Annotated in this window: 22 protein-coding genes; 16 read left to right on the top strand and 6 right to left on the bottom strand. The window is 67.6% G+C overall.

Annotation, left to right across the window (positions count from 1 at the left end; all coding sequences use genetic code 11):
• Positions 1-67: 67 nt before the first annotated feature.
• The 4 genes from radA (at position 68) to E5790_RS03320 (ending at position 6,364) form a co-directional block, all read left to right on the top strand.
• Positions 68-1,444 carry a DNA repair protein RadA gene (radA, locus tag E5790_RS03335; protein ID WP_014646395.1) on the top strand — a complete coding sequence of 459 codons (1,377 nt, stop codon included), beginning with the start codon at positions 68-70 and terminating at the stop codon, positions 1,442-1,444.
• Positions 1,445-1,577: 133 nt separating this feature from the next.
• Entirely contained in the window at positions 1,578-3,437 is a 1,860-nt protein-coding gene (locus E5790_RS03330) for an ATP-binding protein (protein ID WP_049441477.1), read from the top strand.
• A 48-nt stretch (positions 3,438-3,485) separates the two neighbouring features.
• Complete coding sequence (locus tag E5790_RS03325) at positions 3,486-5,792, top strand: tetratricopeptide repeat protein (protein WP_046429547.1); 2,307 nt, start codon at positions 3,486-3,488, stop codon at positions 5,790-5,792.
• Positions 5,793-5,899: 107 nt separating this feature from the next.
• The gene (locus tag E5790_RS03320) at positions 5,900-6,364 is read left to right on the top strand and encodes a hypothetical protein (protein WP_134966754.1); all 465 of its coding nucleotides are present in this window, start codon (positions 5,900-5,902) and stop codon (positions 6,362-6,364) included.
• A gap of 100 nt (positions 6,365-6,464) precedes the next feature.
• Here the strand turns inward: E5790_RS03320 and ccsA are convergent, their stop codons facing one another.
• Positions 6,465-7,259 (bottom strand): cytochrome c biogenesis protein CcsA, encoded by a 795-nt coding sequence (gene ccsA / locus E5790_RS03315; RefSeq protein WP_014646399.1) that lies wholly within the window; start codon positions 7,257-7,259, stop codon positions 6,465-6,467.
• A gap of 122 nt (positions 7,260-7,381) precedes the next feature.
• On the opposite strand from ccsA, the gene ffh reads away from it, so the two are divergent.
• The 10 genes from ffh to E5790_RS03265 all read left to right on the top strand — a co-directional run bounded on the left by ffh (position 7,382) and on the right by E5790_RS03265 (position 14,436).
• On the top strand, positions 7,382-8,758 hold the full coding sequence (ffh, locus tag E5790_RS03310) for a signal recognition particle protein (protein WP_014036403.1): 1,377 nt from the start codon (positions 7,382-7,384) through the stop codon (positions 8,756-8,758).
• Positions 8,759-8,885: 127 nt separating this feature from the next.
• Complete coding sequence (locus E5790_RS03305) at positions 8,886-9,962, top strand: nitronate monooxygenase (RefSeq protein WP_111205795.1); 1,077 nt, start codon at positions 8,886-8,888, stop codon at positions 9,960-9,962.
• The gene (locus tag E5790_RS03300) at positions 9,959-10,771 is read left to right on the top strand and encodes an aminotransferase class IV family protein (RefSeq protein WP_111205794.1); all 813 of its coding nucleotides are present in this window, start codon (positions 9,959-9,961) and stop codon (positions 10,769-10,771) included. Before E5790_RS03305 ends, E5790_RS03300 begins: the two co-directional genes overlap by 4 nt.
• A gap of 98 nt (positions 10,772-10,869) precedes the next feature.
• A complete protein-coding gene (gene rpsP / locus E5790_RS03295; protein ID WP_005415733.1) occupies positions 10,870-11,130 on the top strand; it encodes a 30S ribosomal protein S16 in 261 nt (86 codons plus the stop codon).
• A 44-nt stretch (positions 11,131-11,174) separates the two neighbouring features.
• Positions 11,175-11,687, top strand: coding sequence for a ribosome maturation factor RimM (gene rimM, locus E5790_RS03290; protein WP_010483256.1), 513 nt, complete (start codon positions 11,175-11,177; stop codon positions 11,685-11,687).
• 8 nt (positions 11,688-11,695) lie between these two features.
• Entirely contained in the window at positions 11,696-12,454 is a 759-nt protein-coding gene (gene trmD / locus E5790_RS03285) for a tRNA (guanosine(37)-N1)-methyltransferase TrmD (RefSeq protein WP_111205793.1), read from the top strand.
• A gap of 154 nt (positions 12,455-12,608) precedes the next feature.
• Positions 12,609-13,010, top strand: coding sequence for a 50S ribosomal protein L19 (rplS, locus tag E5790_RS03280; protein ID WP_005415736.1), 402 nt, complete (start codon positions 12,609-12,611; stop codon positions 13,008-13,010).
• A gap of 82 nt (positions 13,011-13,092) precedes the next feature.
• On the top strand, positions 13,093-13,473 hold the full coding sequence (locus E5790_RS03275; RefSeq protein WP_111205792.1) for a DUF6404 family protein: 381 nt from the start codon (positions 13,093-13,095) through the stop codon (positions 13,471-13,473).
• A 79-nt stretch (positions 13,474-13,552) separates the two neighbouring features.
• Entirely contained in the window at positions 13,553-13,987 is a 435-nt protein-coding gene (locus E5790_RS03270; protein WP_032956352.1) for a DUF1801 domain-containing protein, read from the top strand.
• A 38-nt stretch (positions 13,988-14,025) separates the two neighbouring features.
• Positions 14,026-14,436: a DUF1801 domain-containing protein gene (locus tag E5790_RS03265; RefSeq protein ID WP_111205791.1), complete on the top strand. Its 411-nt coding sequence runs from the start codon at positions 14,026-14,028 to the stop codon at positions 14,434-14,436.
• 68 nt (positions 14,437-14,504) lie between these two features.
• Here E5790_RS03265 and E5790_RS03260 read toward each other — a convergent pair whose 3' ends face one another.
• Positions 14,505-15,965, bottom strand: coding sequence for an MATE family efflux transporter (locus E5790_RS03260; protein WP_014646406.1), 1,461 nt, complete (start codon positions 15,963-15,965; stop codon positions 14,505-14,507).
• A 62-nt stretch (positions 15,966-16,027) separates the two neighbouring features.
• Between E5790_RS03260 and E5790_RS03255 the strand changes: the two genes are divergently transcribed.
• Both E5790_RS03255 and E5790_RS03250 read left to right on the top strand, forming a co-directional pair.
• Positions 16,028-16,267 (top strand): hypothetical protein, encoded by a 240-nt coding sequence (locus E5790_RS03255; protein ID WP_014646407.1) that lies wholly within the window; start codon positions 16,028-16,030, stop codon positions 16,265-16,267.
• Positions 16,268-16,276: 9 nt separating this feature from the next.
• Positions 16,277-16,684 carry an RNA-binding S4 domain-containing protein gene (locus E5790_RS03250; RefSeq protein WP_111205790.1) on the top strand — a complete coding sequence of 136 codons (408 nt, stop codon included), beginning with the start codon at positions 16,277-16,279 and terminating at the stop codon, positions 16,682-16,684.
• 38 nt (positions 16,685-16,722) lie between these two features.
• Here E5790_RS03250 and E5790_RS03245 read toward each other — a convergent pair whose 3' ends face one another.
• The 4 genes from E5790_RS03245 to E5790_RS03230 form a co-directional block, all read right to left on the bottom strand.
• On the bottom strand, positions 16,723-17,325 hold the full coding sequence (locus E5790_RS03245; RefSeq protein ID WP_111205789.1) for a DUF937 domain-containing protein: 603 nt from the start codon (positions 17,323-17,325) through the stop codon (positions 16,723-16,725).
• A 108-nt stretch (positions 17,326-17,433) separates the two neighbouring features.
• A complete protein-coding gene (locus tag E5790_RS03240) occupies positions 17,434-18,945 on the bottom strand; it encodes a catalase (protein WP_185741883.1) in 1,512 nt (503 codons plus the stop codon).
• Positions 18,946-19,266: 321 nt separating this feature from the next.
• Positions 19,267-21,858: a DNA mismatch repair protein MutS gene (gene mutS / locus E5790_RS03235; RefSeq protein ID WP_111205788.1), complete on the bottom strand. Its 2,592-nt coding sequence runs from the start codon at positions 21,856-21,858 to the stop codon at positions 19,267-19,269.
• A 135-nt stretch (positions 21,859-21,993) separates the two neighbouring features.
• Entirely contained in the window at positions 21,994-22,386 is a 393-nt protein-coding gene (locus tag E5790_RS03230) for a barstar family protein (protein ID WP_111205787.1), read from the bottom strand.
• Positions 22,387-22,870: the final 484 nt, after the last annotated feature.

Raw genomic sequence — 22,870 nt, 5'->3', positions numbered from 1 at the left:
GGTCGCAGCACCTGCGACCCGGCTCGGCTATCCTGCCACGCCTGTTCCCGTTGCTGGAAATCATCCGATGGCAAAAGCCCGCACCGCCTACGTCTGCAATGAATGCGGCGCCGAATTCAGCAAGTGGCAGGGCCAGTGCACCGAGTGCAACGCCTGGAACTCGCTGTCGGAGATCGTGCTGGAAAGCGCGGCGGCGGCCAAGGCGCCGGCTTCGCGCCGGGCCGGCTGGGCCGGCAAGATCGACCCGCCGAAGATCACCGCCCTGAAGGACGTGGAGCAGACCGAGCATCGCCGGGTCTCCACCGGCATCGGCGAGTTCGACCGGGTGCTGGGCGGTGGCCTGGTCGAGGGCGCGGTGGTGCTGGTCGGTGGCGATCCGGGCATCGGCAAGTCGACCCTGCTGCTGCAGGCGGTGGCGAAGATGGCGGCCGAACTGCCGGTGCTGTACGTCACCGGCGAGGAATCGCTGGCGCAGGTCGCCGGCCGCGCGCACCGCCTGGAGCTGCCGCTGGACGGGGTCAACGCACTGGCCGAGACCGGGGTCGAATCGATCCTGCAGCATGCGTCCAAGGCCGGCCCGCGGCTGATCGTGGCCGACTCCGTGCAGACCCTGTGGACCGAGAGCCTGACCGCTGCGCCGGGATCGGTCAGCCAGGTGCGCGAGAGCGCGGCGCGGCTGGTACGGTTCGCCAAGGAGACCGGCACCGCCGTGTTCCTGGTCGGCCACGTGACCAAGGAGGGCGGCATCGCCGGCCCGCGCGTGCTCGAGCACATGGTCGACGCGGTGCTGTATTTCGAGGGCGAGAGCGGCAGCCGCTTCCGCCTGCTGCGCGCGTTCAAGAACCGCTTCGGTGCGGTCAACGAACTGGGCGTGTTCGCGATGGGCGACAAGGGCCTGAAGGAGGTCTCCAACCCATCGGCGATCTTCCTGTCCGGCGGCAGCACCCATCAGCCGGGCAGCTGCGTGATGGTCACCCGCGAGGGCACCCGGCCGCTGCTGGTGGAGGTGCAGGCGCTGGTCGATGCGTCGCCGCTGTCGAATCCGCGCCGTGTCGCGGTCGGCCTGGAGCAGAACCGCCTGGCCATGCTGCTGGCGGTACTGCATCGCCACGGTGGCGTGCTGGTCGGCGACCAGGACGTGTTCGTCAACGTGGTCGGTGGCATCCGCGTGCAGGAAACCGCCGCCGACCTGCCGGTGCTGCTGGCCGTATTGTCCTCGCTGCAGGACCGGCCGCTGGCGGAAAAGACGATTGCGTTCGGCGAGGTGGGCCTGTCCGGTGAGATCCGACCGGTGCCCAATGGCGAAGACCGCCTGCGCGAGGCCGCCACCCATGGCTTCAAGCGCGCCATCGTGCCCAAGGCCAATGCGCCCAAGGGCGGATCGGTGAAAGGCATGGAAGTGATCGCGGTGGAGCGCCTGTCCGAGGCCATCGACGCGGCGTGAGGCATGGGGGGCTGCTGCGGGGCCTGCCTCTACATACGTCATATACGGCAACGGTCAGGCTGGCTGTGCTAGTTTTTCCCGCTCGACGAAGGCGCCCTCTGGCGCCTTTCCGTGCCCAGGAGTAAACGATTACATGCAGGACACCGCGCTCACCGCCCCCAACGCCGAGATCCGTCGTGCCGGGGTCGATCTCAATGGACTGATGACGGTGCTGGGCAAGCACCTGTATTCCACCCCGGTGGTGGCGCTGCGTGAGCTGGTGCAGAACGCGCACGACTCGATCATCCGCCGCCGCATCGAGCAGCCCGGCGTCGAGGTGCCTTCGCGCATTTCGGTGCAGGTCGATGCCGGTGCCGGCGTGCTGCGCATCACCGATACCGGTGCCGGCCTGACCCGCCAGGAGATCCACGACTACCTGGCCACCGTCGGCGTCGGCTATACCCGTGGCCTGCGCCAGGGCGGCGAGGATGATGAAGGCCTGATCGGCATGTTCGGCCTCGGCTTCCTGTCGGCCTTCGTGCTGGCGCGCCGGGTCAGCGTGCGTACCACCTCGTACCAGACGCCGGAGCTGGGCCATCTGTACGTGTCCAGCAATGCCGAGCAGTACACCGTCAGCGAAGTGCCGGCACGTGCGGTCGGCACCGAGGTGGAACTGGAGCTGCATCCGGACTTCCTGCCGCTGGCCAACGAGGCGCGCCTGCACGAGGTGCTGGGCCGCTACTGCGCGCTGCTGTCCGAACCGATCTTCATCGGTGCTGCGACCGAAGCGCTCAACCCCGAGCCGCCGCCGTGGCGGGGGCAGGGTGACGTGGCCGTGCACCCGGTGCAGGCACGCCGCCAGGCACTGCAGTTCGCCGCGCGCTTCGAGCACGATTTCGAGCCGATCGTCACCGTGCCGCTGCGTGCCGACGGCAACAGCGATGCCACCGGCCTGCTGTGGGTGCAGGATGGGGCCACCTATGGCACCAGCGACAACCGCAACCTGTCGGTGTTCGTGCGCGGCATGCTGCTGGATGACGATGCCCGTGACCTGCTGCCGCCGTGGGCCGGCTTCATCGGCGGGGTGATCGAATCCTCGCGGCTGACTCCCACCGCCAGCCGCGAAGACCTGCAGCGCGATGACCAGTACCGCGCTGTGCAACATGCCTTGCTGGAGGCGCTGATCGATGGTCTGGCCGACGTTGCGCGGCAGCAGCCGGAGGCGTGGCGACGCGTATTGAGCCGCCACAACGAGGCGCTGCTGGGCGCGGCGCTGTGCGATGACCGCCTGTTCGACCTGCTGATGGAGCATGTGCGCGTGCCGACCTCGCAGGGCGACCTGCCGGCCAGTGCCCTGCCGGCGCGCGGTGCCGTGCATGTCATCCTCGACAATGGCGGTGGCTTCGAAGAGATGCTGTTCCGCGCGATGGGGGTGCCGGTCGCGCATGGCCATCGTTACGCCGTGGTGCCGTTCCTGCGGCGCTGGGCCCAGGCCAAGGGCCTGCGCCTGGTTGAACTCGGCACCGAGCAGGGCAATCGCGCACTGTTCCGCAGCGATGACAGCCTCGACGACGCGCAGCTGGCCTGGCTGCGCGAACAGCTGGGTGATGGCGAGCAGCTGCTGCCGGCGCGTTTCAGCCCGGAAGCACTGCCGGTGGTGGTGGTGCCCGACCGCGAGGCCGAACTGAAGCAGCGCCTGGAAGACGACGAGAACGACAAGCGCGTTTCGATGGCGGCGCTGCGCCTGGCGCGCCAGTTCACCGCACGCATCGAATCGCGTGCACCCTCGCGGCTGTACCTCAACCTCGACAACCCGGCGGTGCAGGCGCTGCTGCGCGCCCAGCGCGAGGGCCACCCGCAGGCCGAAGCGGCGGCACGCCTGCTGCGCTCGCTGAAGATCATCGTCGCTGCGCAGGGCCGTCCCTTGGCCCGGGCAACGACCGCCACGCAGGGCCCGGATCTCAACGGCGCCTTTACCGATATCGCCGGTGCCCTGCAGCAGATGCTGCGCTGAGCACCGCGCCCTCTCATCCAGCCTTCGCTAGACAGGAGTACTTACCCCATGGACATCTGGAACTGGGTCGAAAAACTGCAGGGCGACCTGCGCCAGGCCGGCCAGGCGCAGAACGCGCACCTGCTGAACCGCCTCGCCGACGAGGTCAGTGAACTGCAGATCGACCGCGTCGATGCACTGCTGCCCGAAGCACGCGCACTGGGCAAGGCGCTCGACAACCCCTGGGTCGACGTCTACGTCGGCCACTGGGCGCTGCGCAACCGCGTCGGCAACCGTGTTGAAGGCGAGAGCGCACTTGGCGAAGCCGTTTCGCTGTTCGAGCGGGCACACCGCGAAGACACCCTGGAATGCCCGCAGTCGATCTGCGTGACCCAGGACCTGGCCGCCTGCTACGGCAACATTGATGGCCCGGGCTGGGTGCCCGAGCGCATCGAGGTGTGCGACGAGACCCTCGGCCGCATCGATCCCAGCTGGGCCTGCTTCCAGTGCCTGAGCTGCGAGAAAGCCGATGCGCTGCTCGACGATGGCCGTGGCCAGGAGGCGCTGGATTACCTGCAGGCGCAGGCCGACGCCGTGGAGGCCTGTGGCAAGGAAGTGTTCGACAGCTTCCCGGAGATGCAGATCAAGATCCTGCTCGCTGTCGGCCGCGCCGACGAGGCACTGGCGCTGATCGAGAAGCGCGAAGCCGAAGTGGCCGCCTCCGGGGAGTACGAGCCGGCCAACTGCACGGTGCCGCGCCGCTTGTCCAAGGCATGGGCGTTGGCCCAGCTGGGCCGCGACGAAGAAGCGCTGCAGCAGCTGGTGCCGTGGAGCGAGCTGACCCCGAATTACTGGCGGCTGTGGGCGAACACCGCCGCAGCGCTGTGCCAGCGTGACCCTGCGCGCAATACGTGGGACCTGGGCACGCGCTTCAACACGATCATCGAGCACTTCGCCCGGGTCGGTTCGCATCGCCTGCTGATCGAAGTGGCGGCGCTGAGCCTGGAGCTTGCGCTGCAGCGTGGTGCGCGCTGGGTGGCGCTGCGCCAGCTGGAACTGGCCCGCACCCATCTGGCGCAGCTGCGCCAGGACCGGGGGGCGGCAGCGCTGGTGGCCGGCCTGGCGGCACGCATCGATGCATTGCCGGATGTCGCACCGCTGCCGGTGCCGGCCGGCGAGCTGCTGGCATGGCTGGACGCGCAGGGCGAACAGAACCAGGCGCGCGACCCCGAGCGCGAGGCGCAGTGGTTGCTGCAGGCGCAGGCGCAGCTGCCCGATGACGAGGCCTTGGCCGAGATGGCCGCCTCGGCGCTGAGCGCCTGCGGCGCGCAGGCCGAGGCGCGAGCGCTGTTGTGGCGGTTCGTACGCAGCCATGCGCAGAACGATGGTCCCGCAGCCTACACGCTGATGCGCTGGCTGGCCGAGCAGGGGGACGACGACGGCCTGCGCCAGCTGGCCGAGGTCTACCGCAGCAGCGTGCCGGTGTTCGCGCACTGGTGCGACGTGCAGCGCGCACGCCGGGTGTCCGACTGGCCGGCGCTGGAGCAGGCGGCCCGATCGCTTCTGGAGCTGTCTCCGGGCTCGCACGGCGCGCGCGGCACGCTGGCGCGCATGTACATGGAAACCGGCCGCTTCAGTGAGGCCCAGGCCTGCTATGCGCAGTTGGTGGAGCTGCTGGACGAGCCGAACGCCGCGCATTGGGACCACATGAGTGCGGCCAGCGCGGCGCGCGACTGGGACGCGGTGCGCCGCTCGGCCGCGGCGATCGGCATGGAGCTGTCCAGCCAGGAAGGTGTGGTCGAGGAGCCATGGGGCTGGGTGATCATCCGCAGCGAAGAGAACGGCGAGCCGATGGAGTACTACGCCCGCCGCAGCGGCCCGGTGACCGCGCGCATCGTCGAGAATGCGCCGTCCAACCGCGCCCAGCAGGTGGGCGACTGGGTGGTGTTCGATGCCGCACTGGTGCATCCGGCACCCGAGGAGGAGGAAGCGCGCGAGCATTTCATCCCGACCTATGCGCAGGTGCATGTGCTGGAGCGCGGCGGCTTCGCCCGCAGCTGGATGATCGATGGCGCGCACCCGGGCGAAGAGGCGTGGAATGCCTTCGTCGAGGCGGCCGAAGCACAGGGTTGGAAGGTGTGGTCGCACAGCCGCCCGGACTACACTGTCACCGACCCCGACAGGGAGGAGGGCACGCTGCCCGGCCTGCTGTTCACCGTCGCCCAGCCGCAGGACCATGCGCCGCTGGCGCTGCACCGCTTCCTCCAGCAGCACACCGCGACGTGGCCGCATCCGCATTGCTGGCTGCGCCTGGCTGAAGCCTGTGACCAGGATCGCCAGCCGCATCTGGACGTGATCGAGCGTTACGGGCTGTAAGCTGCACGCTCCTGTAGAGCCGAGCCTGCGCTCGGCCCACGCGGAAAGCAGCCGAGCATGGGCTCGGCTCTACAACGGATCATCATCACCACCAGGGAATGGAATACATGCGAAAGACAGGGATGTTCGTGATCGCCGGGCTGCTGCTGGCCCCCACCGTGCAGGCCGCACCGGCCTGCCAGGAACCCATGGCCGTTGCCCGTGCCTTCTTCGAAGCCACGACCGGCAATGGTGACCTGCTGGAGCCACCGCCCGCGCTGGTCAGCCCGGCGTTCGGCAAGGCACTGCGTGGCGAGCGTGCCTGCCAGCAGCGCGAAGAGGGCATCTGCACGATCGATTCCGACCCGTGGCTGGATGCGCAGGACGGCGACATTGAAACCCCGGTGCGTTACCGCTGGAAAGAGGCCTCGGCCACTGCCGGCCAGGTCGAGATGCGCTATGCGGTATGGAAGAAGGCCTACGTGACCCGTCTGCCGATGGTGCGCCAGGGCCAGGGCTGCTGGCAGGTCGATGACATCCTCACCAACAGCGGTCGCTCGGTGCGGAAGATCCTGGCGCAGTCGATTCCCTGATCGGCGGCAGCATCCGCGCAGGGTGCGGTTCAGTTGCCGGCCAGCGGCCGGCACTACCCGGTGATGTTGGGGTGGGTGCCGACCGTTGGTCGGCATGCCTTTATCGCGAATGCCCGAACACCAGTTCGATCACGAACTGGCTGCCGAAGAACGCCAGCAGCAGCAACAGCATTGCCGCCAGCGTCCAGTGCACCGCCTTCATGCCGCGCCAGCCGTAGCGGCGACGGCCGATCATCAGCACGCCGAACACAATCCACGACAGCACGCTCAGCACGGTCTTGTGCACCAGCTTCTGCGCCAGCAGGTCGTCGACGAACAGCACGCCGGTGACCAGGGTCAGGGTCAGCAGCGCGAAGCCGACCGTGATCACCCGGAACAACAGCGATTCCAGGTCGGCCAGCGGTGGCAGCGCGCGCAGCCACGGGCGGAACTCGCGGCGGCGCAGGGCGCGTTCCTGCAGCCACAGCATGATCGCCAGCAGCGCGGCGATGCTCAGCGTGGCGTAGGCCAGCAGCGCCAGCCAGGCATGGCTGGCCAGGCGCCAGCCCAGCACCTTGCTCGGCTCGTGGCCGTAGCCGTGATAGGCCAGAAGCAGTACCGCGGCCAGTGGGAACACCACCACGCCCAGCGCCGACATGCGGCCGCGCGCGCCCACCAGCGAGGTCAGCCAGGCCATGCCTAGGCCGACCAGCGACAGCGCGGCGAAGAAGTGCATGTCCGGCCCGCCGTTGGTGCGCATCGCCACCATCACGTGGTAACCGCCATGCAGCAGCATCGCTGGCAGGGCCGGCCACAGCCAGGTGGGGGAGCCGGTGCTTTCATCGCGGCCGAGCGCACGCACCAGCAGGGCACTGGCAGCCAGGTAGAGCAGGACGGCGATGAGAACGATTGTCATCGTTGCAGTTTCGCATACCCCTGTGATGCTGGCGACGGCCCGGTGGTCGCAGTCCGGGCGGACAGCCGGACCCGTTATACTGTCTGCCTTATTGTCCCCCGCTTTCAGACAGGTTGCGCCGCATGTTCGAGTCCCTGACCCAGCGCCTTTCCGGCACCATCGAGCGCCTGCGTGGCCGCGGCCGCCTGACCGAGGAGAACATCCGCGAGGCGACCCGCGAAGTACGCATCGCGCTGCTCGAAGCCGACGTCGCGCTGCCGGTGGTGCAGGCCCTGATCGAGCGCATCAAGGTGCGCGCGGTCGGCCAGGAAGTGCTGAAGTCGCTGACCCCGGGCCAGGCCCTGATCAAGGTCGTGCGCGACGAGCTGACCGCGGTGATGGGTGCCGAGGCCAGCGACCTGAACCTCAATGTGCCCGCTCCGGCCATCATCCTGATGGCGGGCCTGCAGGGCGCCGGCAAGACCACCACGGTGGGCAAGCTGGCCAAGCACCTGAAGGAAAAGCGCAAGAAGAAGGTGATGGTGGTTTCGGCCGACGTCTACCGCCCGGCCGCGATCGAGCAGCTGAAGACCCTGGCCGAGCAGGTCGGCGTGCTGTTCTTCCCGTCCAGCGCCGACCAGAAGCCGGAGGCCATCGTCCGCGCCGCCATCGACGACGCGCGCAAGTCGTTCGTCGACGTGCTGCTGGTCGATACCGCCGGCCGCCTGGCCATCGACGAAGCGATGATGGCCGAGATCAAGGCCCTGCACGCTGCCGTGAACCCGGCCGAAACCCTGTTCGTGGTCGACGCCATGACCGGCCAGGACGCGGCCAACACCGCCAAGGCCTTCGGTGATGCGCTGCCGCTGACCGGCGTGGTGCTGACCAAGACCGACGGTGACGCCCGCGGCGGTGCCGCGCTGAGCGTGCGCTACATCACCGGCAAGCCGATCAAGTTCGTCGGTGTCAGCGAAAAGCCGGAAGGCCTGGACGTGTTCCATCCGGACCGCATCGCCAGCCGCATCCTCGACATGGGCGACGTGCTGTCGCTGGTCGAGCAGGTGGAGCAGCAGGTCGACAAGGACAAGGCCGCCAAGCTGGCCGAGAAGGTCGCGAAGGGAAAGAAGTTCGACCTGAACGACATGCGCGACCAGCTCGAGCAGATGCAGAACATGGGCGGCATCGGCGGCCTGATGGACAAGCTGCCGGGCCTGGGCAACATCCCCGACCACCTGAAGCAGCAGGTCAGCCAGGGCAAGGAAGTGCCGCGCATGATCGCCATCATCGGCTCGATGACCAAGAAGGAACGGCGCAACCCGAACCTGCTCAACGGCTCGCGCCGCGCGCGCATCGCCAAGGGTTCGGGCGTGACCCCGGCCGACGTCAACAAGCTGATGAAGCAGTACATGCAGATGGAAAAGATGATGAGCAAGATGGCCGGCGGCGGCATGAAGGGCATGCTGCGCAGCATGAAGGGCATGATGGGTGCCATGGGCGGCCGTGGCATGCCGTTCCGTTGATGACGGCCCCGGTCGCAGTGTGATGTAGCGCCCGAGCCCACGCTCGGGCGGCGGCGCGCAGCAGCAGGCTCGACGCCACCCCTGTCCCGCGCGCACCATGGTGGCCTGTCCGAAACGATGGGCCGTCATGCAGAGTTCCGCTGTAACTTCCCGCGTCGAGGCGTTCTGCCAGCGCTTTGGCGTATCCGTTCCGATCCTGCTGGCACCGATGGCCGGTGCCTGCCCCGTACCGTTGTCCGCCGCGCTGGCCAATGCCGGCAGCATGGGGGCGATGGGCGCGGTGCTGTCGTCGTCGGCCGATATCGGTCGCTGGATGGAGGACTTCCGCGCGACCTCCACCGGCCCGGCGCAGGTGAACCTGTGGCTGCCGGACCCCGCACCGAGCCGTGATGTCGCTGCCGAGGCCGCCAGCCGCGCTTTCCTCGCGCAGTGGGGCCCGGACGTGCCGGCCAGCGCCGCCGACGCCACGCCTGCCGATTTCGAAGAACAGTTCGCTGCGTTGCTTGCGGCACGCCCGGCGGTGGCGTCGACCATCATGGGCGTGCTGCTGCCGCGCCACGTGCAGCAGCTGAAGGACGCCGGCATTGCCTGGATCGCCTGCGCGACCACCTTGTCCGAAGCGCGTGCCGCACAGGACGCCGGTGCCGACGCCGTGGTGGCGCAGGGCATGGAGGCCGGTGGCCATCGCGGTGCGTTTGATCCGGCAATGGCCGAACGCCAGCTGGTCGGGCTGTTCGCGCTGTTGCCGCGCCTGGCCGATCACCTGCAGATTCCGGTGATCGCTGCCGGTGGCATCGCCGATGGCCGTGGCATTGCTGCCGCACTCACCCTGGGGGCCAGCGCCGTCCAGATCGGCACCGCCTTCCTGCGCACGCCCGAGGCGGCGATCGCGTCGGCGTGGGCCGATGGGCTGGCCGCCAGCGAACCGGAAGATACCTGGCCGACCCGCGCCTTCAGTGGTCGCCTGGGCCGTGGCCTGGCGACCGCGTATGTGCGCGCCGCTGCTGCGGAAGGCGCCCCTGCGCCGCGCCCGTACCCGGTGCAGCGCGGCCTGACAGCCCCGATGCGCAGGCAGGCGGCGCAGGAAAATCGCCTGGCGGCGATGCAGGCCTGGGCCGGGCAGTCGGCGTGGATGGCGCCTGCACAGCCGGCCGCCGACGTGCTGCGCGGCATGTGGGAACAGGCGCAGGCGCTGCTGCGATGAGGGTCACCTGCAATGGCCAGCCGGCGCAGGTGGCGGACCTGCTGCCGGCGCTGGTGAACTACGGCCACTTCACCTCGCTGCAGGTGCGTGGTGGTGCAGTGCAGGGGCTGGACCTGCATCTGGCGCGGCTGTCGCAGGCCACGCGCGAACTGTTCGGCAGCGAACTGGACACGGTGCAGGTGCAGGCGTGGATGGCGCAGGCGCTGCGGCAGGCCGGCCTGGCCGATGCCTCGCTGCGGGTGACGGTGTACTCGCGCCGCTTCGATTTCCGCAATCCGCTGGCGGCCGTGCCGGTGGACGTGCTGGTGGCAGTTTCAGCGCCGGTGGCCCTGGCCGCGCCCAAGCGCGTGCGCAGCGTGGCCTGGCAGCGCGAAATGCCGCAGATCAAGCATGTGGGCACGTTTGGCCTGTTTGCCGAGCGGCGCGCGGCGATGGCGCAAGGATTCGACGATGTGCTGTTCGTGACCGCCGATGGCGACGTGAGTGAAGGGAGCACCTGGAACCTGGCCGTGCACGATGGTGAACGGCTGCTCTGGCCGCAGGCGCCGGCCCTGCGCGGGACCGCCGAGGCGCTGTTGAAGCAGCATTGGCCGGGGGCACAGGCGACGCAGCCGTTGCGGCTGGCGGACCTGGCCGGTGTGAAGAGCGCGTTTGCCTGCAACGCCAGCGGTCTTTGGGCGCTGGACGCCATTGACGGGCATGTCCTGCCCGGCTCGCAGGCCTTGGCTGAACGGGGCAGGGCAGTGCTGGCGGCGGTGCCTTGGGACAGATTGGGGTCAGATCCCTTTTGCGGCGCAAAAGGGTTCTGACCCCGGGCGGGTTCCCCGGGGTTGGCTCGGCCGGGCTCTGCCGCTATAATCGCCCGCTTACCTCGCCATCCTGGCGACTGGGCAATAGGAAAAACACCATGGTCAAGATTCGACTGACCCGCGGCGGCGCCAAGAAGCGTCCGTTCTACCACATCATCGTCACCGACGTGCGCAGCGCGCGCGACGGCCGCAACATCGAGCGCGTTGGCTTCTACAACCCGGTTGCCCAGGGCGCCGAGAAGCGCATCGAGCTGGACCTGGCCCGCGTTGACCATTGGGTCAAGAACGGCGCCCAGCCGACCGACAAGGTCCGCAACCTGATCAAGGAAGCGACCAAGTCCCAGGCCGCTGCGGCCTGATCCTGACGGGCCACGCTTCGGCGTGGCCCTCTTGGTTGAAGCAGATGAAAGATATCGAGCGCCGCATCCTGCTGGGCAGGGTTGTCGGCGCTTTTGGTGTGCGCGGCGAAATCAAGCTCGAGTCCTGGACCGAGCCACGTTCCGCCATTTTCCGTTACCAGCCGTGGATCGTGCGCAGCCCGTCCGGCGTGGAAACCACGATTGAAGGCGTGCGTGGCCGCGACAGCGGCAAGCACCTGGTCGCCCGTTTCCCCGGCGTCGAGGACCGCGATACCGTCGAAGCGATGCACGGCACCGAGATCTACGTGGCCCGCAGTGCATTGCCGCCACCGAAGCCCGATGAGTACTACTGGGTGGACCTGGAAGGCCTGGACGTGAAGACCACCGAGGGCGTTGCCCTGGGCCAGGTCTCGCACCTGTTCAGCACCGGCGCCAACGACGTGGTGGTGGTCCGCGGTGACCGCGAGCGGATGATTCCGTTCGTGCAGCCGGACTTCGTCAAGTCGGTCGACTTCGAGGCCAACCTGGTCGTGGTCGACTGGGATCCCGAGTTCTGAGCGTGAGCATGCGTTTCGATGTCATCACCCTGTTCCCCGAGTTCCTCGCCCAGTCCGCCGGACTGGGCGTGGTCGGGCGCGCGCAGGAGAAGGGGCTGTTCAGCCTGCACAGCTGGAACCCCCGTGATTACGCCGAAGGCAACTACCGCCGCGTGGACGACCGTCCGTTCGGAGGTGGCCCGGGCATGGTGATGCTGATCGAGCCGCTGCAGGCCTGCCTGCAGGCGATCCGTGAGGCCGATCCGACCCCGGCGCGGGTGATCTACCTCAGCCCGCAGGGGGCGCCGCTGACCCAGGCCAAGGTGCGGGAACTGGCGGCGCTGCCGCGCGTGGTCCTGCTCTGCGGCCGCTACGAGGGCATCGACGAGCGTTTCCTGGAGGCCAATGTCGACGAGGAGATCTCCCTCGGCGACTACGTGCTGTCCGGGGGGGAACTGGGCGCGGCGGTGATCATCGACGCCGTGGCCCGCCTGCAGGACGGTGCCCTGAACGACGCCGAATCGGCGGCGCAGGACAGCTTCGAGGGCGACCTCGGCCTGCTCGACTGCCCGCACTACAGCCAGCCGGCCCAGCACCCGCTGGGTGACGTGCCGGACGTGCTGCGCTCGGGCAACCACGCGGCCATCGCCGCCTGGCGCCGCCAGCAGTCGCTGCTCCGGACCGCCGAGCGGCGCCCGGACCTGCTGGATGAACAGGCACTGGGCAAGGCCGACCGCAAACTGCTGGAGCAGGGCCGTCAGGCCCGGAACCAGAAGGCCAGCCCCTAGCGCAGGGTCGGCTTTATCGGCTATCATGGCCAATTCCCGTCGACCCTGGTCGGCGCGCGCAGTACCCAAAACAAACGTGCAGCACAGTCCGGTGACTGCATGAGCCTACGTTGTCGATACGACACGCCCACCCGAACAAGAATCGGTGTAACCCATGAGCAAGCTGAACAAGTCCATCGTCGCGGAATTCGAATCCGCCCAGATCACCCGTGAACTGCCGAAGTTCAGCCAGGGCGACACCGTTGTCGTCAACGTGAAGGTGAAGGAAGGCAGCCGCGAGCGCGTGCAGGCCTACGAAGGCGTCGTCATCGCCACCAAGAACGCCGGCCTGAACTCCTCGTTCACCGTCCGCAAGATCTCGCACGGCTACGGCGTCGAGCGCGTTTTCCAGACCCACAGCGCCATCATCGACTCGGTCGAAGTGAAGCGTCGTGGTAAGGTCCGCGCCGGCAAGCTGTACTACCTGCGTGGCCTGGAAGGCAAGGCTGCCCGCATCAAGGAAGACCTGGCTGCCGCTGCTGCCGCCAAGGCTGCCCGTCTGGCCGACAAGGCCTGATAAACAACTTCGGTTGTTGCCGCGACGGCCACCTTCGGGTGGCCGTTTGCGTTTCCGGCATCGCATCGGCCACGATCAGGTGATGAACGACATCAACCTTCGCTATCCGGCCGTGATCCAGTCGGCGTTGCGCTTTCTCGACGGCAAGGGGCTGGCACGCGTGCAATCGGCGCCGTTGCTGCATCGCCTGTTGTGGTGCCTGGGCATCGCACTGCCGCCACCGATCCTGGCCGGCTTTGGCACCAACGCGTTGGTGCAGGGCCTGCTGTTCGGGCTGTTCTGGACCGCGCTGATGTGGCTGATGCTGTGGCAGGGCAGCGAACGTCCGCTGGTGCTGTTGCTGGTGGCCGGTCTGGTGGCCGGCGCGCTGTTCGGCCTTGTGATGGCGGCGCTGATGCGCTCGCTGCGCCGCCACCGCAAGCTGCCGGATTGGCGCCAGTTCCGGGCGCGGCAGGCGGACTGAGCCGATGGCGCACTGCGCCGTGACCGCTGGCTACGGGCCGCGCTAGGCTGCGGTTTCATCCCGATGGACGTGCCGTGCGATGCCTGCCAAGCGAACCGCACCTTCCACCGCGCCCACGCTGTTGTCCGGCGGCAACCCCCGGATCGCCAAGGGCGAGGGCGATGCTCCGGTGCAGGCATACATCGCCGCCATGCCGGACTGGAAACGCCCGGTCGGCGCACAGCTGGATGCGTTGATCGAACGGGCCGTACCCGGCGTGCACAAGGCGGTGAAGTGGAACTCGCCGATGTATGCGGTGGCGCCGGGCGAAGGCTGGTTTCTCAGCTTCCATTGCTTCACCCGCTACATCAAGGTGGCGTTCTTTCGTGGCGCGGTGCTGAAGCCGATGCCGCCCGAGCCGTCCAGGAGTGCCGATACGCGCTACCTGCATATCGCACAGGATGGCGCGCTGGATGAGGCACAGTTCCTCGACTGGGTGCGCCAGGCCGCCGCGTTGCCCGGCGAGCGCATGTAAGCCCACCGTTCTGATTCCTTTCCCGACGAGAACCGCTGATGGCCACGCACGCGCCGAACCCTGACGATGCCGGAACCCCGGCGACCGAACTGATCGATGCACGCATCGCCGAGCTGGGAGACTGGCGCGGCGAAACGCTGGCACGCGTGCGTGCATTGATCCATGAAGCGCTGCCGGACGTGCAGGAAGCCTGGAAGTGGCGCGGTACACCGGTGTGGGAGCACAACGGCATCCTGTGCACCGGCGAAACCTACAAGCAGGCAGTGAAACTGACCTTCGCCAACGGTGCGGCGCTGACCGATCCCAAAGGCCTGTTCAACGCCAGCCTGGAGGGCAACACGCGGCGTGCGATCGACATCCATGAAGGTGCGATGCCGGATGCCGCTGCGTTCAAGGCGCTGCTGCGCGCAGCGGCGGCGTTCAATGCGGCGAAGAAGAAGAAGCGCTGACCGTCTTCTGTAGAGCCGAGCCCATGCTCGGCTGACAGGCCTGTGCGGACCAACGGTCCGCACCCACCTTACCGTGGCGGTGCGGCATCCGGGTCGGCCACCGGCGACGGCGGACAGGCCGGAATCTCCGACGGCGTCGCCAGTTCTTCGGCATGCGAGGGCTTGCCCATCATCTTCGCCTTGCGCCAGCCGCCCCAGCGGTAATACGCCAGCGACAGCAGCATCGACACCAGCGAGCTGACCGGGAAGCTCCACCAGATTGCATCGGCGCCCCAGTACGGCTGCAGCAGTTCGGCGAACGGCACGCGCACGCCCCACAGCGAGCCGGCCAGGATCAGCAGTGGCGGAATCACCGCGCCGGTGGAGCGCACCACGCCGGAGATCACGAAGCTGACGCCGAAGAACAGGAACGAGCCGATCACCACATGGTTGAGGTGGCGGGCGATGTCCAGCGCCTGGCTGGCCGGCGGCAGGAACAGCGCCAGCAGCTGGCGATCGAACACAACCAACGGCAGGATCAGCGCGCCGGTCAGCAGGAAGTTGAACAGCACGCCCTGGCGTGCGGTACCGCGCACGCGGTCCCAGCGCTGCGCACCGACGTTCTGTGCGGCCATCGAAGAACACGCCGCACCGATCGCCATCGCCGGCATCTGCAGGTAGTTCCACAGCTGCAGGGACGCGCCGTAGCCCGCGGCGGTGTCGGTGCCGTACTGGTTGACCATGGTCATCAGCAGGATCACCGACAGCGAAATCAGCACCATCTGCAGGCCCATCGGCACGCCCTTGACCACCAGCGCCTTGAGGATGGTCATGTCGAGCTTGAACAAGCGCAGGTCGGCGCGGCCCAGCCACAGGGTGTGGCGCTTGTGCCGCATGTACAGCAGCAGGCCGGCCAGCGACAACGTCTGCGCGACCAGCGTGGCCCAGGCCGAGCCGGCGATGCCCAGCGCGGGGAAGGGCCCCATCCCGAAGATCAGTACCGGGTTCAGCACGATGTCCAGTGCCACCGATACCATCAGGAAGCGGAACGGCGTGCGCGAATCACCGGCACCGCGCAGGGCGGCGGTGAGGAAGGCGAACGCGTACAGCGTCGGCATCGCCAGGAAGATGATCTGCAGGTAGGCCTCGGCCAATGGCAGCGAGGCGGCCGGCGTGCCCATCGCTGCCAGCAGCGGATGGGCCATGAACCAGCCGGCGATGGCGATGATCACCGACAGGCCGATGAAGAAGGTGGCACTGGTGCCGACCACGCGCCGCGCCTGCGCGATGTCGCGCGCGCCGATCGCCTGTCCGATCAGGATGGTCGAAGCCATGCCGAAGCCGAACACCGAGCCGATAAGGAAGAACATGATGTTGTTGGCGTTCGCGGTGGCGGTCAGTGCCGCCTCACCGAGGAAGCGCCCGACCCAGACCGCATTCACCGAACCGTTCAGCGACTGCGCGATGTTGCCTGCCAGGATCGGCAGGGAAAACAGCAGGAGATTGCGGCCGATCGGGCCGGAGGTCAGGTCAAGCGGCGCTTTGGCCATGGAGTGGTGATCGAATCCCGGGAGGCGCACACTAGCACCAAGCCGGTTTGCGGGATGTGGCAATGCATCAACGACTGCAGGTGAAGTGGAGCCTGGCGCTGGCCTTGATCAGCGTCGTACTGGCCGCATGTTCGACAGGTGACCGGCTGGGCGATACCCAGGTGCGGCCCACCGACCGGCCCGAGTGCCTGGTCGGCAGCCAGCGCCAGGATCTTTCTGCCGGCGTACCCACCCTGATCGGGGGCAGCGGCTGCCGCACCGACCCCGACAACCCGCGTCCCCTGAACAAGCGAACGGAGTAGTCCCTACCGATGACCGAGCTTTCCCCGCTGCCGCCCAGTGTCCGCCTGGACATCTGGCTGTGGGCGGCCCGTTTCTTCAAGACCCGCAGCCTGGCCAAGCAGGCCATCGAGACCGGCAAGATCAGCGTGGCTGGGCAGCGCCCGAAATCCTCACGCGCGGTGCGCGTCGGCGAGCAGCTGCAGGTGGAACGCGGCGAGGAGCATTTCGAGATCCAGGTGCTGGGGCTGAGCGATCAGCGCGGGCCGGCGCCGGCGGCGCAGCAGCTGTATGCCGAGAGTGAGGCCTCCAGGGCCCGCCGCGCCGAGCAACGGGCGCTGCGCATCGCCGCACGCGATGGTTTCCAGCCGCCGGAGCACAAGCCGGACAAACGCGCACGGCGGTTGATCCGCGCGCTCGGCGATATCGACGCGTTGTAAGTTGCAGGGCGCCAGACCGGGTCCGGCGCCGCCTTGGCTCAGCGCTTGCCGCCCAGCAGGCTGCCGCCGATCTTCAGCAGATCGCCCACGCCGAGCTGGCCGTCACCGTCCTGGTCCAGCACGCTGCCAAGCAGGCCGCCGGCAAGGCCGCCCTGTTGCTGCACCTGCTGCTTCTCCTGGCCGAGGGCCTGGCTGAGCGAGCCGGCATCGGCCTGGCCACCACCGAGGCGCTGGGCGAGGAAGGCCATCACGATCGGTGCGAGGATCTGCAGCAGCTGGCTGGTACGGCCGCTGTCGAGCTGGGTGGCCTGGGCCAGGCCGGTTTCCACCTTCTGCTGGCTGCCGCCGAAGATGTGGCCGAGGATGCCGGCACCGTCGCTGGCGGCGCCACCGCCACCGCCGCCCAGTACCGAGCCGAGCACGCTGCTCAGGTCCAGGCCGCTGTGGTTGTTCTGCAGTGCACCGAGCAGCGCCTGTGCGCCCTGCGGCTGCGAGGCGTTGTTGCCCAGCGCGCCCATCAGCACCGGCAGCGCGGCACTGATCGCACCGGAGGCCTGGGTATCGCTGATGCCGAGCTGCTGCGATACCTGCTGCAGCGGGGCGCCCTGCAATTTGGCGAGAAGTTCGTCGGTCAGGCTCATCTGCGGAATCCTTGATTGGGGTTGGGCGTGCAGAAGGTACGACGCAGACCGTTAAAACGGCGACGCCGCCTCACGGGGAGGCGGCGTGGCGTTCACGGGGCAGGGCGATCAGAGCTCGATGTCTTCGGCACCCGGGGTCGCGGTGGGGAAGTCCGCTTCCGGCTGGGCCGGCTTGAACGGATCCGTTGGCTGGCTGGCCAGCGCCTTCAGCGCCGCGGCAACACCAGCGCCATAGGCCGGGTCGGCCTTGCTGCAGTTGTCGATGTGGCGCTGCTTGATGAAGTCCGGCGCATCGCCCAGGGCACGGGCGGTGTTGGCGAACAGTCGCTCCTTCTGTGCCTGGTTGTAGCTGCGGAACAGCGCACCGGGCTGGCTGAAGTAGTCGGCGTCGTCCTCACGGAAGTTCCAGAAGTCGGCGTCGCCCCGGATCTTCATCGGCGGTTCGCGGTACTGCGGCTGTTCCTGCCACTGGCCGTAGCTGTTGGGCTCGTAGTGCGGCAGGCCGCCGTAGTTGCCGTCCACGCGCATCGCACCGTCGCGGTGGTTGCTGTGCACCGGGCAGCGCGCCGCGTTCACCGGAATCTGGTGGTGGTTCACGCCCAGGCGGTAGCGCTGCGCATCGGAGTAGGCGAACAGGCGCGCCTGCAGCATCTTGTCCGGCGACGGGCCGATACCCGGCACCAGGTTGCTCGGCGCGAACGCTGACTGCTCCACGTCCTGGTACCAGTTGACCGGATTGCGGTTCAGTTCGAACTGGCCCACTTCGATCAGCGGGTAGTCGCTCTTCGGCCACACCTTGGTCAGGTCGAACGGATGGATGCGGTAGGTTTCCGCCTCCAGTTCCGGCATGACCTGGATGAACAGTTTCCACTTCGGGAAGTCGCCCTTCTCGATCGCGGCGAACAGGTCGCGGCCGTGGCTTTCGCGGTCATGGCCGACCAGGATCTGCGCCTGCGCGTCGGTCAGCGATTCGATGCCCTGCTGGCTGACGAAGTGGAACTTCACCCAGAAGCGCTCGCTGTCGGCGTTGGTGAAGCTGTAGGTGTGCGAGCCGAAACCGTGCATGTGGCGGAAGCTGCGCGGAATGCCGCGGTCGCTCATCACCACGGTCACCTGCAGCAGGGCTTCGGGCAGCAGCGTCCAGAAATCCCAGTTGTTGCGTGCGCTGCGCAGGTTGGTATGCGGGTCGCGCTTGACGGCCTTGTTGAGGTCGGCGAACTTGCGCGGGTCGCGCAGGAAGAACACCGGCGTGTTGTTGCCGACCAGGTCCCAATTGCCTTCTTCGGTGTAGAACTTCAGGGCGAAGCCGCGGATGTCACGCTCGGCGTCGGCGGCGCCACGCTCGCCGGCCACCGTGGTGAAGCGGGCGAACATCTCGGTCTGCTTGCCGACCTTCTCGAACAGCTTGGCGCGGGTGTACTTGCTGATGTCGTGAGTGACGGTGAAGGTGCCGAATGCGCCCGAGCCCTTGGCGTGCATGCGGCGCTCGGGAATGATCTCGCGGTTGAGGTTGGCCAGCTTTTCCAGCAGCCACACGTCTTCCATCAGCAGCGGGCCACGCGGGCCGGCGGTCTTGCTGTTCTGGTTGTCCACCACCGGCGCGCCGAAGGCCGTGGTCATCGGCGTGACCGGTTCATCGCCGTGCTTCTGCTTCGGGGTAGTGCTCAGCTCGCGCTGCTGCTGGGCGCCTTCCGCAGGCGACGGCGCGGTGTGATACGGACATTTCGGGCTGTTGTTATCGGACTGGCTCATGGCTGGCTCCTGCGGGTGAAGACGGGATGGAACATCTTCACTCGACTTTAGCTAGGGCCAGATGAAATGAATAATCGAATGATCCGTTCAGTTTGATAGTTTCTGTCAATTGAAACGAAGAATCAGATTTGCCGGATCTTTCGATAGGCCTCCCGCGTGGCGGCGGGAAGCCAGGGGTGCGTGCTGCGGTTACAGCAGTGCTTTCAGTCGGTACAGCGCTTCCAGTGCCTGCTTCGGCGTCAGTTCGTCCGGATCGATGGCGGCCAGTGCTTCCTGTGCCTTGTTCGACGGCGCCGCGAACAGGCCGAACTGCTGCGGTGCATCCAATGCCTGCGGCGCCAGCTCGGCGGCATGGCTCTCACCGCCGCGCTGTTCCAGCTCGGCCAGTCGACGGCGCGCCTGCGCCACGGTGGCGCGCGGCAGGCCGGCCAGTGCGGCCACCTGCAGGCCGAAGCTGCGGTTGGCCGGGCCGTCCTTAACGGCGTGCATGAACACCAGCGCTTCACCGTGCTCGACGGCATCCAGGTGCACGTTGGCGATGCCGCTGCGGCCGCCCTCGTGCTGCTCGTCGGCCAGCGCGGTCAGCTCGAAGTAGTGGGTGGCGAACAGCGTGTAGCAGCGGTTCTGGTAGGCCAGGTGGCGGGCCACCGCGTCGGCCAGCGCCAGGCCGTCGTAGGTGGACGTGCCACGGCCGATCTCGTCCATCAGCACCAGCGAATGCGCGGTGGCGTGGTGCAGGATGTAGCTGGTCTCGGCCATCTCGACCATGAAGGTCGACTGCCCGCGGGCGAGGTCGTCACCGGCGCCGATGCGGGTCAGGATGCGGTCGATCGGGCCGATCAGCGCCCGGCTGGCCGGCACGAAGCTGCCGATGTGGGCCAGCAGCACGATCAGCGCGTTCTGCCGCATGTAGGTCGATTTACCACCCATGTTCGGACCGGTGATGATCAGCATGCGGCGGTCCGGATGCAGATCCAGATCGTTGGGTTCGAACGGCTGCTCGCGCACCGCCTCGACCACCGGATGGCGGCCACGCTCGATCTTCAGGCACGGTGCCGTTTCAAGTTCCGGCCGCGACCAGTCCAGCGCCTGCGCGCGTTCGGCGAAGGCGGCCAGCACGTCCAGTTCGCTCAGCGCGGCGGCGCACTGCTTCAACGGTTCCAGCTGTTCGCCGAGGGTGTCCAGCAGCTGCTCGTACAGGTACTTCTCGCGCGACAGCGAACGGTCGCGCGCGGACAGCACCTTGTCCTCGAATGCCTTCAGTTCTTCGGTGATGTAACGCTCGGCATTGGTCAGCGTCTGGCGGCGGGTGTAGTGCACCGGCGCGCGATCGGACTGGCCCTTGCTGATTTCGATGTAGTAGCCGTGCACGCGGTTGTAGCCCACCTTCAGGGTGGGAATGCCGCTGCTCTCGCGCTCGCGCAGTTCCAGGTCAACCAGGAACTGGTCGGCATGGGTGGACAGGCGGCGCAGCTCGTCCAGCTCTTCATCGAAGCCATCGGCCAGCACGCCGCCGTCGCTCAGCTTCAGTGGCGGCATTTCGGCGATGGCGCTGGCCAGCAGTTGTGCGCACGCGTCGTGCTCGCCCAAGGCGGCATGCAGTGCCTGCAGGCGCGGTGAATCCAGCGGCGCCAGCACTTCGCGCACCGCCGGCAGCAGGCCCAGGCCATCGCGCAGGGTGGAGAAATCACGCGGGCGCGCCGAACGCAGTGCGACGCGGGTCAGGATGCGTTCCAGGTCGCCGAGGCGGCGGAACTGTTCGCGGATGTCGGCATCGCTGCCGCGATCGATCAGGGTTTCCACCGCATGGTGGCGCTGTACCAGCACCTCGCGCAGGCGCAGCGGGCGGTGCAGCCACCGGCGCAGCAGGCGCCCGCCCATCGGCGTCACCGTGCTGTCGAGCACGCCCAGCAGGGTATTGCGGGTATCGCCGTCGACGCGCGTATCCAGTTCCAGGTGGCGGCGGGTGGCGGCGTTCATCGCGATCGCCTCGCCGGCGGTTTCCATCGCGATCGAGGTCAGGTGCGGCAGGCGCTGCTTCTGGGTTTCCTCGACATAACCGAGCAGGGCGCCGGCGGCGGCGGTGGCACGTGGCTTGTCATCGATACCGAAGCCGCTCAGATCGTGCAGCTTGAAGAAGTTCAGCAGCTGGCGGCGGCCGCTGTCCGCGTCGAACAGCCACGGCGCACGGCGGCGCACGCCGGTGCGCTGGCGCAGGAAGTCGGGCCAGTTCTCCTCGTCGGGCACCAGCAGCTCGGCCGGTTCCAGTCGGGCCAGTTCGGCTTCCAGCGCGTCGTCGGTCTCGACTTCATTGACCAGGAAGCGGCCACCGGCCAGGTCGGCCCAGGCCAGGCCGTAGCCCTGCTTCGTGCGCGACAGCGCCATCAGCAGGGTGTCACGGCGCTCGTCCAGCAGCGCTTCGTCGGTGACGGTGCCGGGGGTGACGATGCGCACCACCTTGCGTTCGACCAGGCCCTTGGCCAGCGCCGGGTCGCCGATCTGCTCGCAGATCGCCACCGACTCGCCCAGCGCCACCAACCGCGCCAGGTAGCCTTCATAGGCATGTACCGGCACGCCGGCCATCGGAATCGGCGCGCCGCCGGAGCTGCCACGCTGGGTCAGGGTGATGTCGAGCAGGCGCGCGGCCTTGCGCGCATCGTCGTAGAACAGCTCGTAGAAGTCGCCCATGCGGAAGAACAGCAGCAGGTCCGGATACTCGGACTTGGCTGCGAAGAACTGCTTCATCAGCGGGGTGTGTTCGGCGGACTTTTCTTTGGACATGGGGCTCGTGAATCCGGGGCGTCCGTTCGCGCCGGAGGGCAGCGGCAACGGAGCGGGTACAGGGCCGTCCATGGTAACTGCTGGGGCACAGGGCTGCCGCCACCGGTGGCAGGCGGGTACCGCACAGCCACGGGGTCAGGCCGGGACCAGGGTGATCTGCCGGTGGCTGGCGAAGATATCCATCACGATCTCGAAGTAGGTTGGGCCCTCGCCCCGTTGCAGGGCGTCCAGCTGGCGCGCAATGGTCCGCGTGTTGAAGGTGCCCGGGGCTTCCAGCTTGGACTGCAGCCACTGGCGGGTGGTAGTTCGTCCCAGTGCGGCGCGGCTGTGCTCGATATCACTCCAGATCACCGTGGCCCGCTCATGGCCGGCCAACACGCCATGGACGCCATGCAGCAGATCATCCAGGGCGTCCAGGCTTGGCCCGAGCTGCCAGTCCTCGCCGGCCATGAACACGCGGTTGATCTCCGCGTACAGGCTGGGGATGTCGTGAATGGCACAGCCTTCGATCTGCAGGATGAGCGTCATATGTCGACTGTAGCGTTGTTCCCTGTGCGTTGGACATGGCTGAGCGCCGGATGCTTTGGGGACCCATGCTGGGGTTTGGCAAACTTCTTTGCTGAGTCAAGTGCTCGGCACTCCCGTCGTGGCGCGCGCCGGTTTGCAGGGAAGAAAACGACGTGACCCATCGCCAATAGCAGGGCCATCAGCTGGTAGAGAGTTCGCCCGAAGTCTTCTTCTTCATTGATTGGTGCCATCGGCAGCAGGACCCCCTCGGGCGCGTTCAACTTCCACTGTCAGTGATGACTGGCTGGGTGATGGAAATAGATTCTCCTCCTGTATCATCGGCAATAAAGGTCTGGAAAATTGTTTCTGGGATGGTCAGTAACGTTGTATCTGCGTCTCCGGTGAGGTGGGGGGGAGTTTGATCTGTCCCCGTTGTGAGCAGGGTGAGGTGTTGAAAGCTCAAGTAAAGGAGCGCGGCGTTCAGATATTTGTCTGCGACGAGTGC

Source organism: Stenotrophomonas sp. PAMC25021 (assembly GCF_004795795.1).
In the GTDB taxonomy this organism is placed as follows: domain Bacteria; phylum Pseudomonadota; class Gammaproteobacteria; order Xanthomonadales; family Xanthomonadaceae; genus Stenotrophomonas; species Stenotrophomonas muris.
This window is presented reverse-complemented; position numbering and strand designations above follow the sequence as displayed.

What these genes read in the sequence shown, in the direction of transcription:
- radA (WP_014646395.1), top strand. Translation starts at nt 68, where the DNA reads ATGGCAAAAGCCCGCACCGCCTACGTCTGCAATGAATGCGGCGCCGAA.
- E5790_RS03330 (WP_049441477.1), top strand. Translation starts at nt 1,578, where the DNA reads ATGCAGGACACCGCGCTCACCGCCCCCAACGCCGAGATCCGTCGTGCC.
- E5790_RS03325 (WP_046429547.1), top strand. Translation starts at nt 3,486, where the DNA reads ATGGACATCTGGAACTGGGTCGAAAAACTGCAGGGCGACCTGCGCCAG.
- E5790_RS03320 (WP_134966754.1), top strand. Translation starts at nt 5,900, where the DNA reads ATGCGAAAGACAGGGATGTTCGTGATCGCCGGGCTGCTGCTGGCCCCC.
- ccsA (WP_014646399.1), bottom strand. Translation starts at nt 7,259, where the DNA reads ATGACAATCGTTCTCATCGCCGTCCTGCTCTACCTGGCTGCCAGTGCC.
- ffh (WP_014036403.1), top strand. Translation starts at nt 7,382, where the DNA reads ATGTTCGAGTCCCTGACCCAGCGCCTTTCCGGCACCATCGAGCGCCTG.
- E5790_RS03305 (WP_111205795.1), top strand. Translation starts at nt 8,886, where the DNA reads ATGCAGAGTTCCGCTGTAACTTCCCGCGTCGAGGCGTTCTGCCAGCGC.
- E5790_RS03300 (WP_111205794.1), top strand. Translation starts at nt 9,959, where the DNA reads ATGAGGGTCACCTGCAATGGCCAGCCGGCGCAGGTGGCGGACCTGCTG.
- rpsP (WP_005415733.1), top strand. Translation starts at nt 10,870, where the DNA reads ATGGTCAAGATTCGACTGACCCGCGGCGGCGCCAAGAAGCGTCCGTTC.
- rimM (WP_010483256.1), top strand. Translation starts at nt 11,175, where the DNA reads ATGAAAGATATCGAGCGCCGCATCCTGCTGGGCAGGGTTGTCGGCGCT.
- trmD (WP_111205793.1), top strand. Translation starts at nt 11,696, where the DNA reads ATGCGTTTCGATGTCATCACCCTGTTCCCCGAGTTCCTCGCCCAGTCC.
- rplS (WP_005415736.1), top strand. Translation starts at nt 12,609, where the DNA reads ATGAGCAAGCTGAACAAGTCCATCGTCGCGGAATTCGAATCCGCCCAG.
- E5790_RS03275 (WP_111205792.1), top strand. Translation starts at nt 13,093, where the DNA reads ATGAACGACATCAACCTTCGCTATCCGGCCGTGATCCAGTCGGCGTTG.
- E5790_RS03270 (WP_032956352.1), top strand. Translation starts at nt 13,553, where the DNA reads ATGCCTGCCAAGCGAACCGCACCTTCCACCGCGCCCACGCTGTTGTCC.
- E5790_RS03265 (WP_111205791.1), top strand. Translation starts at nt 14,026, where the DNA reads ATGGCCACGCACGCGCCGAACCCTGACGATGCCGGAACCCCGGCGACC.
- E5790_RS03260 (WP_014646406.1), bottom strand. Translation starts at nt 15,965, where the DNA reads ATGGCCAAAGCGCCGCTTGACCTGACCTCCGGCCCGATCGGCCGCAAT.
- E5790_RS03255 (WP_014646407.1), top strand. Translation starts at nt 16,028, where the DNA reads ATGCATCAACGACTGCAGGTGAAGTGGAGCCTGGCGCTGGCCTTGATC.
- E5790_RS03250 (WP_111205790.1), top strand. Translation starts at nt 16,277, where the DNA reads ATGACCGAGCTTTCCCCGCTGCCGCCCAGTGTCCGCCTGGACATCTGG.
- E5790_RS03245 (WP_111205789.1), bottom strand. Translation starts at nt 17,325, where the DNA reads ATGAGCCTGACCGACGAACTTCTCGCCAAATTGCAGGGCGCCCCGCTG.
- E5790_RS03240 (WP_185741883.1), bottom strand. Translation starts at nt 18,945, where the DNA reads ATGACCACGGCCTTCGGCGCGCCGGTGGTGGACAACCAGAACAGCAAG.
- mutS (WP_111205788.1), bottom strand. Translation starts at nt 21,858, where the DNA reads ATGTCCAAAGAAAAGTCCGCCGAACACACCCCGCTGATGAAGCAGTTC.
- E5790_RS03230 (WP_111205787.1), bottom strand. Translation starts at nt 22,386, where the DNA reads ATGACGCTCATCCTGCAGATCGAAGGCTGTGCCATTCACGACATCCCC.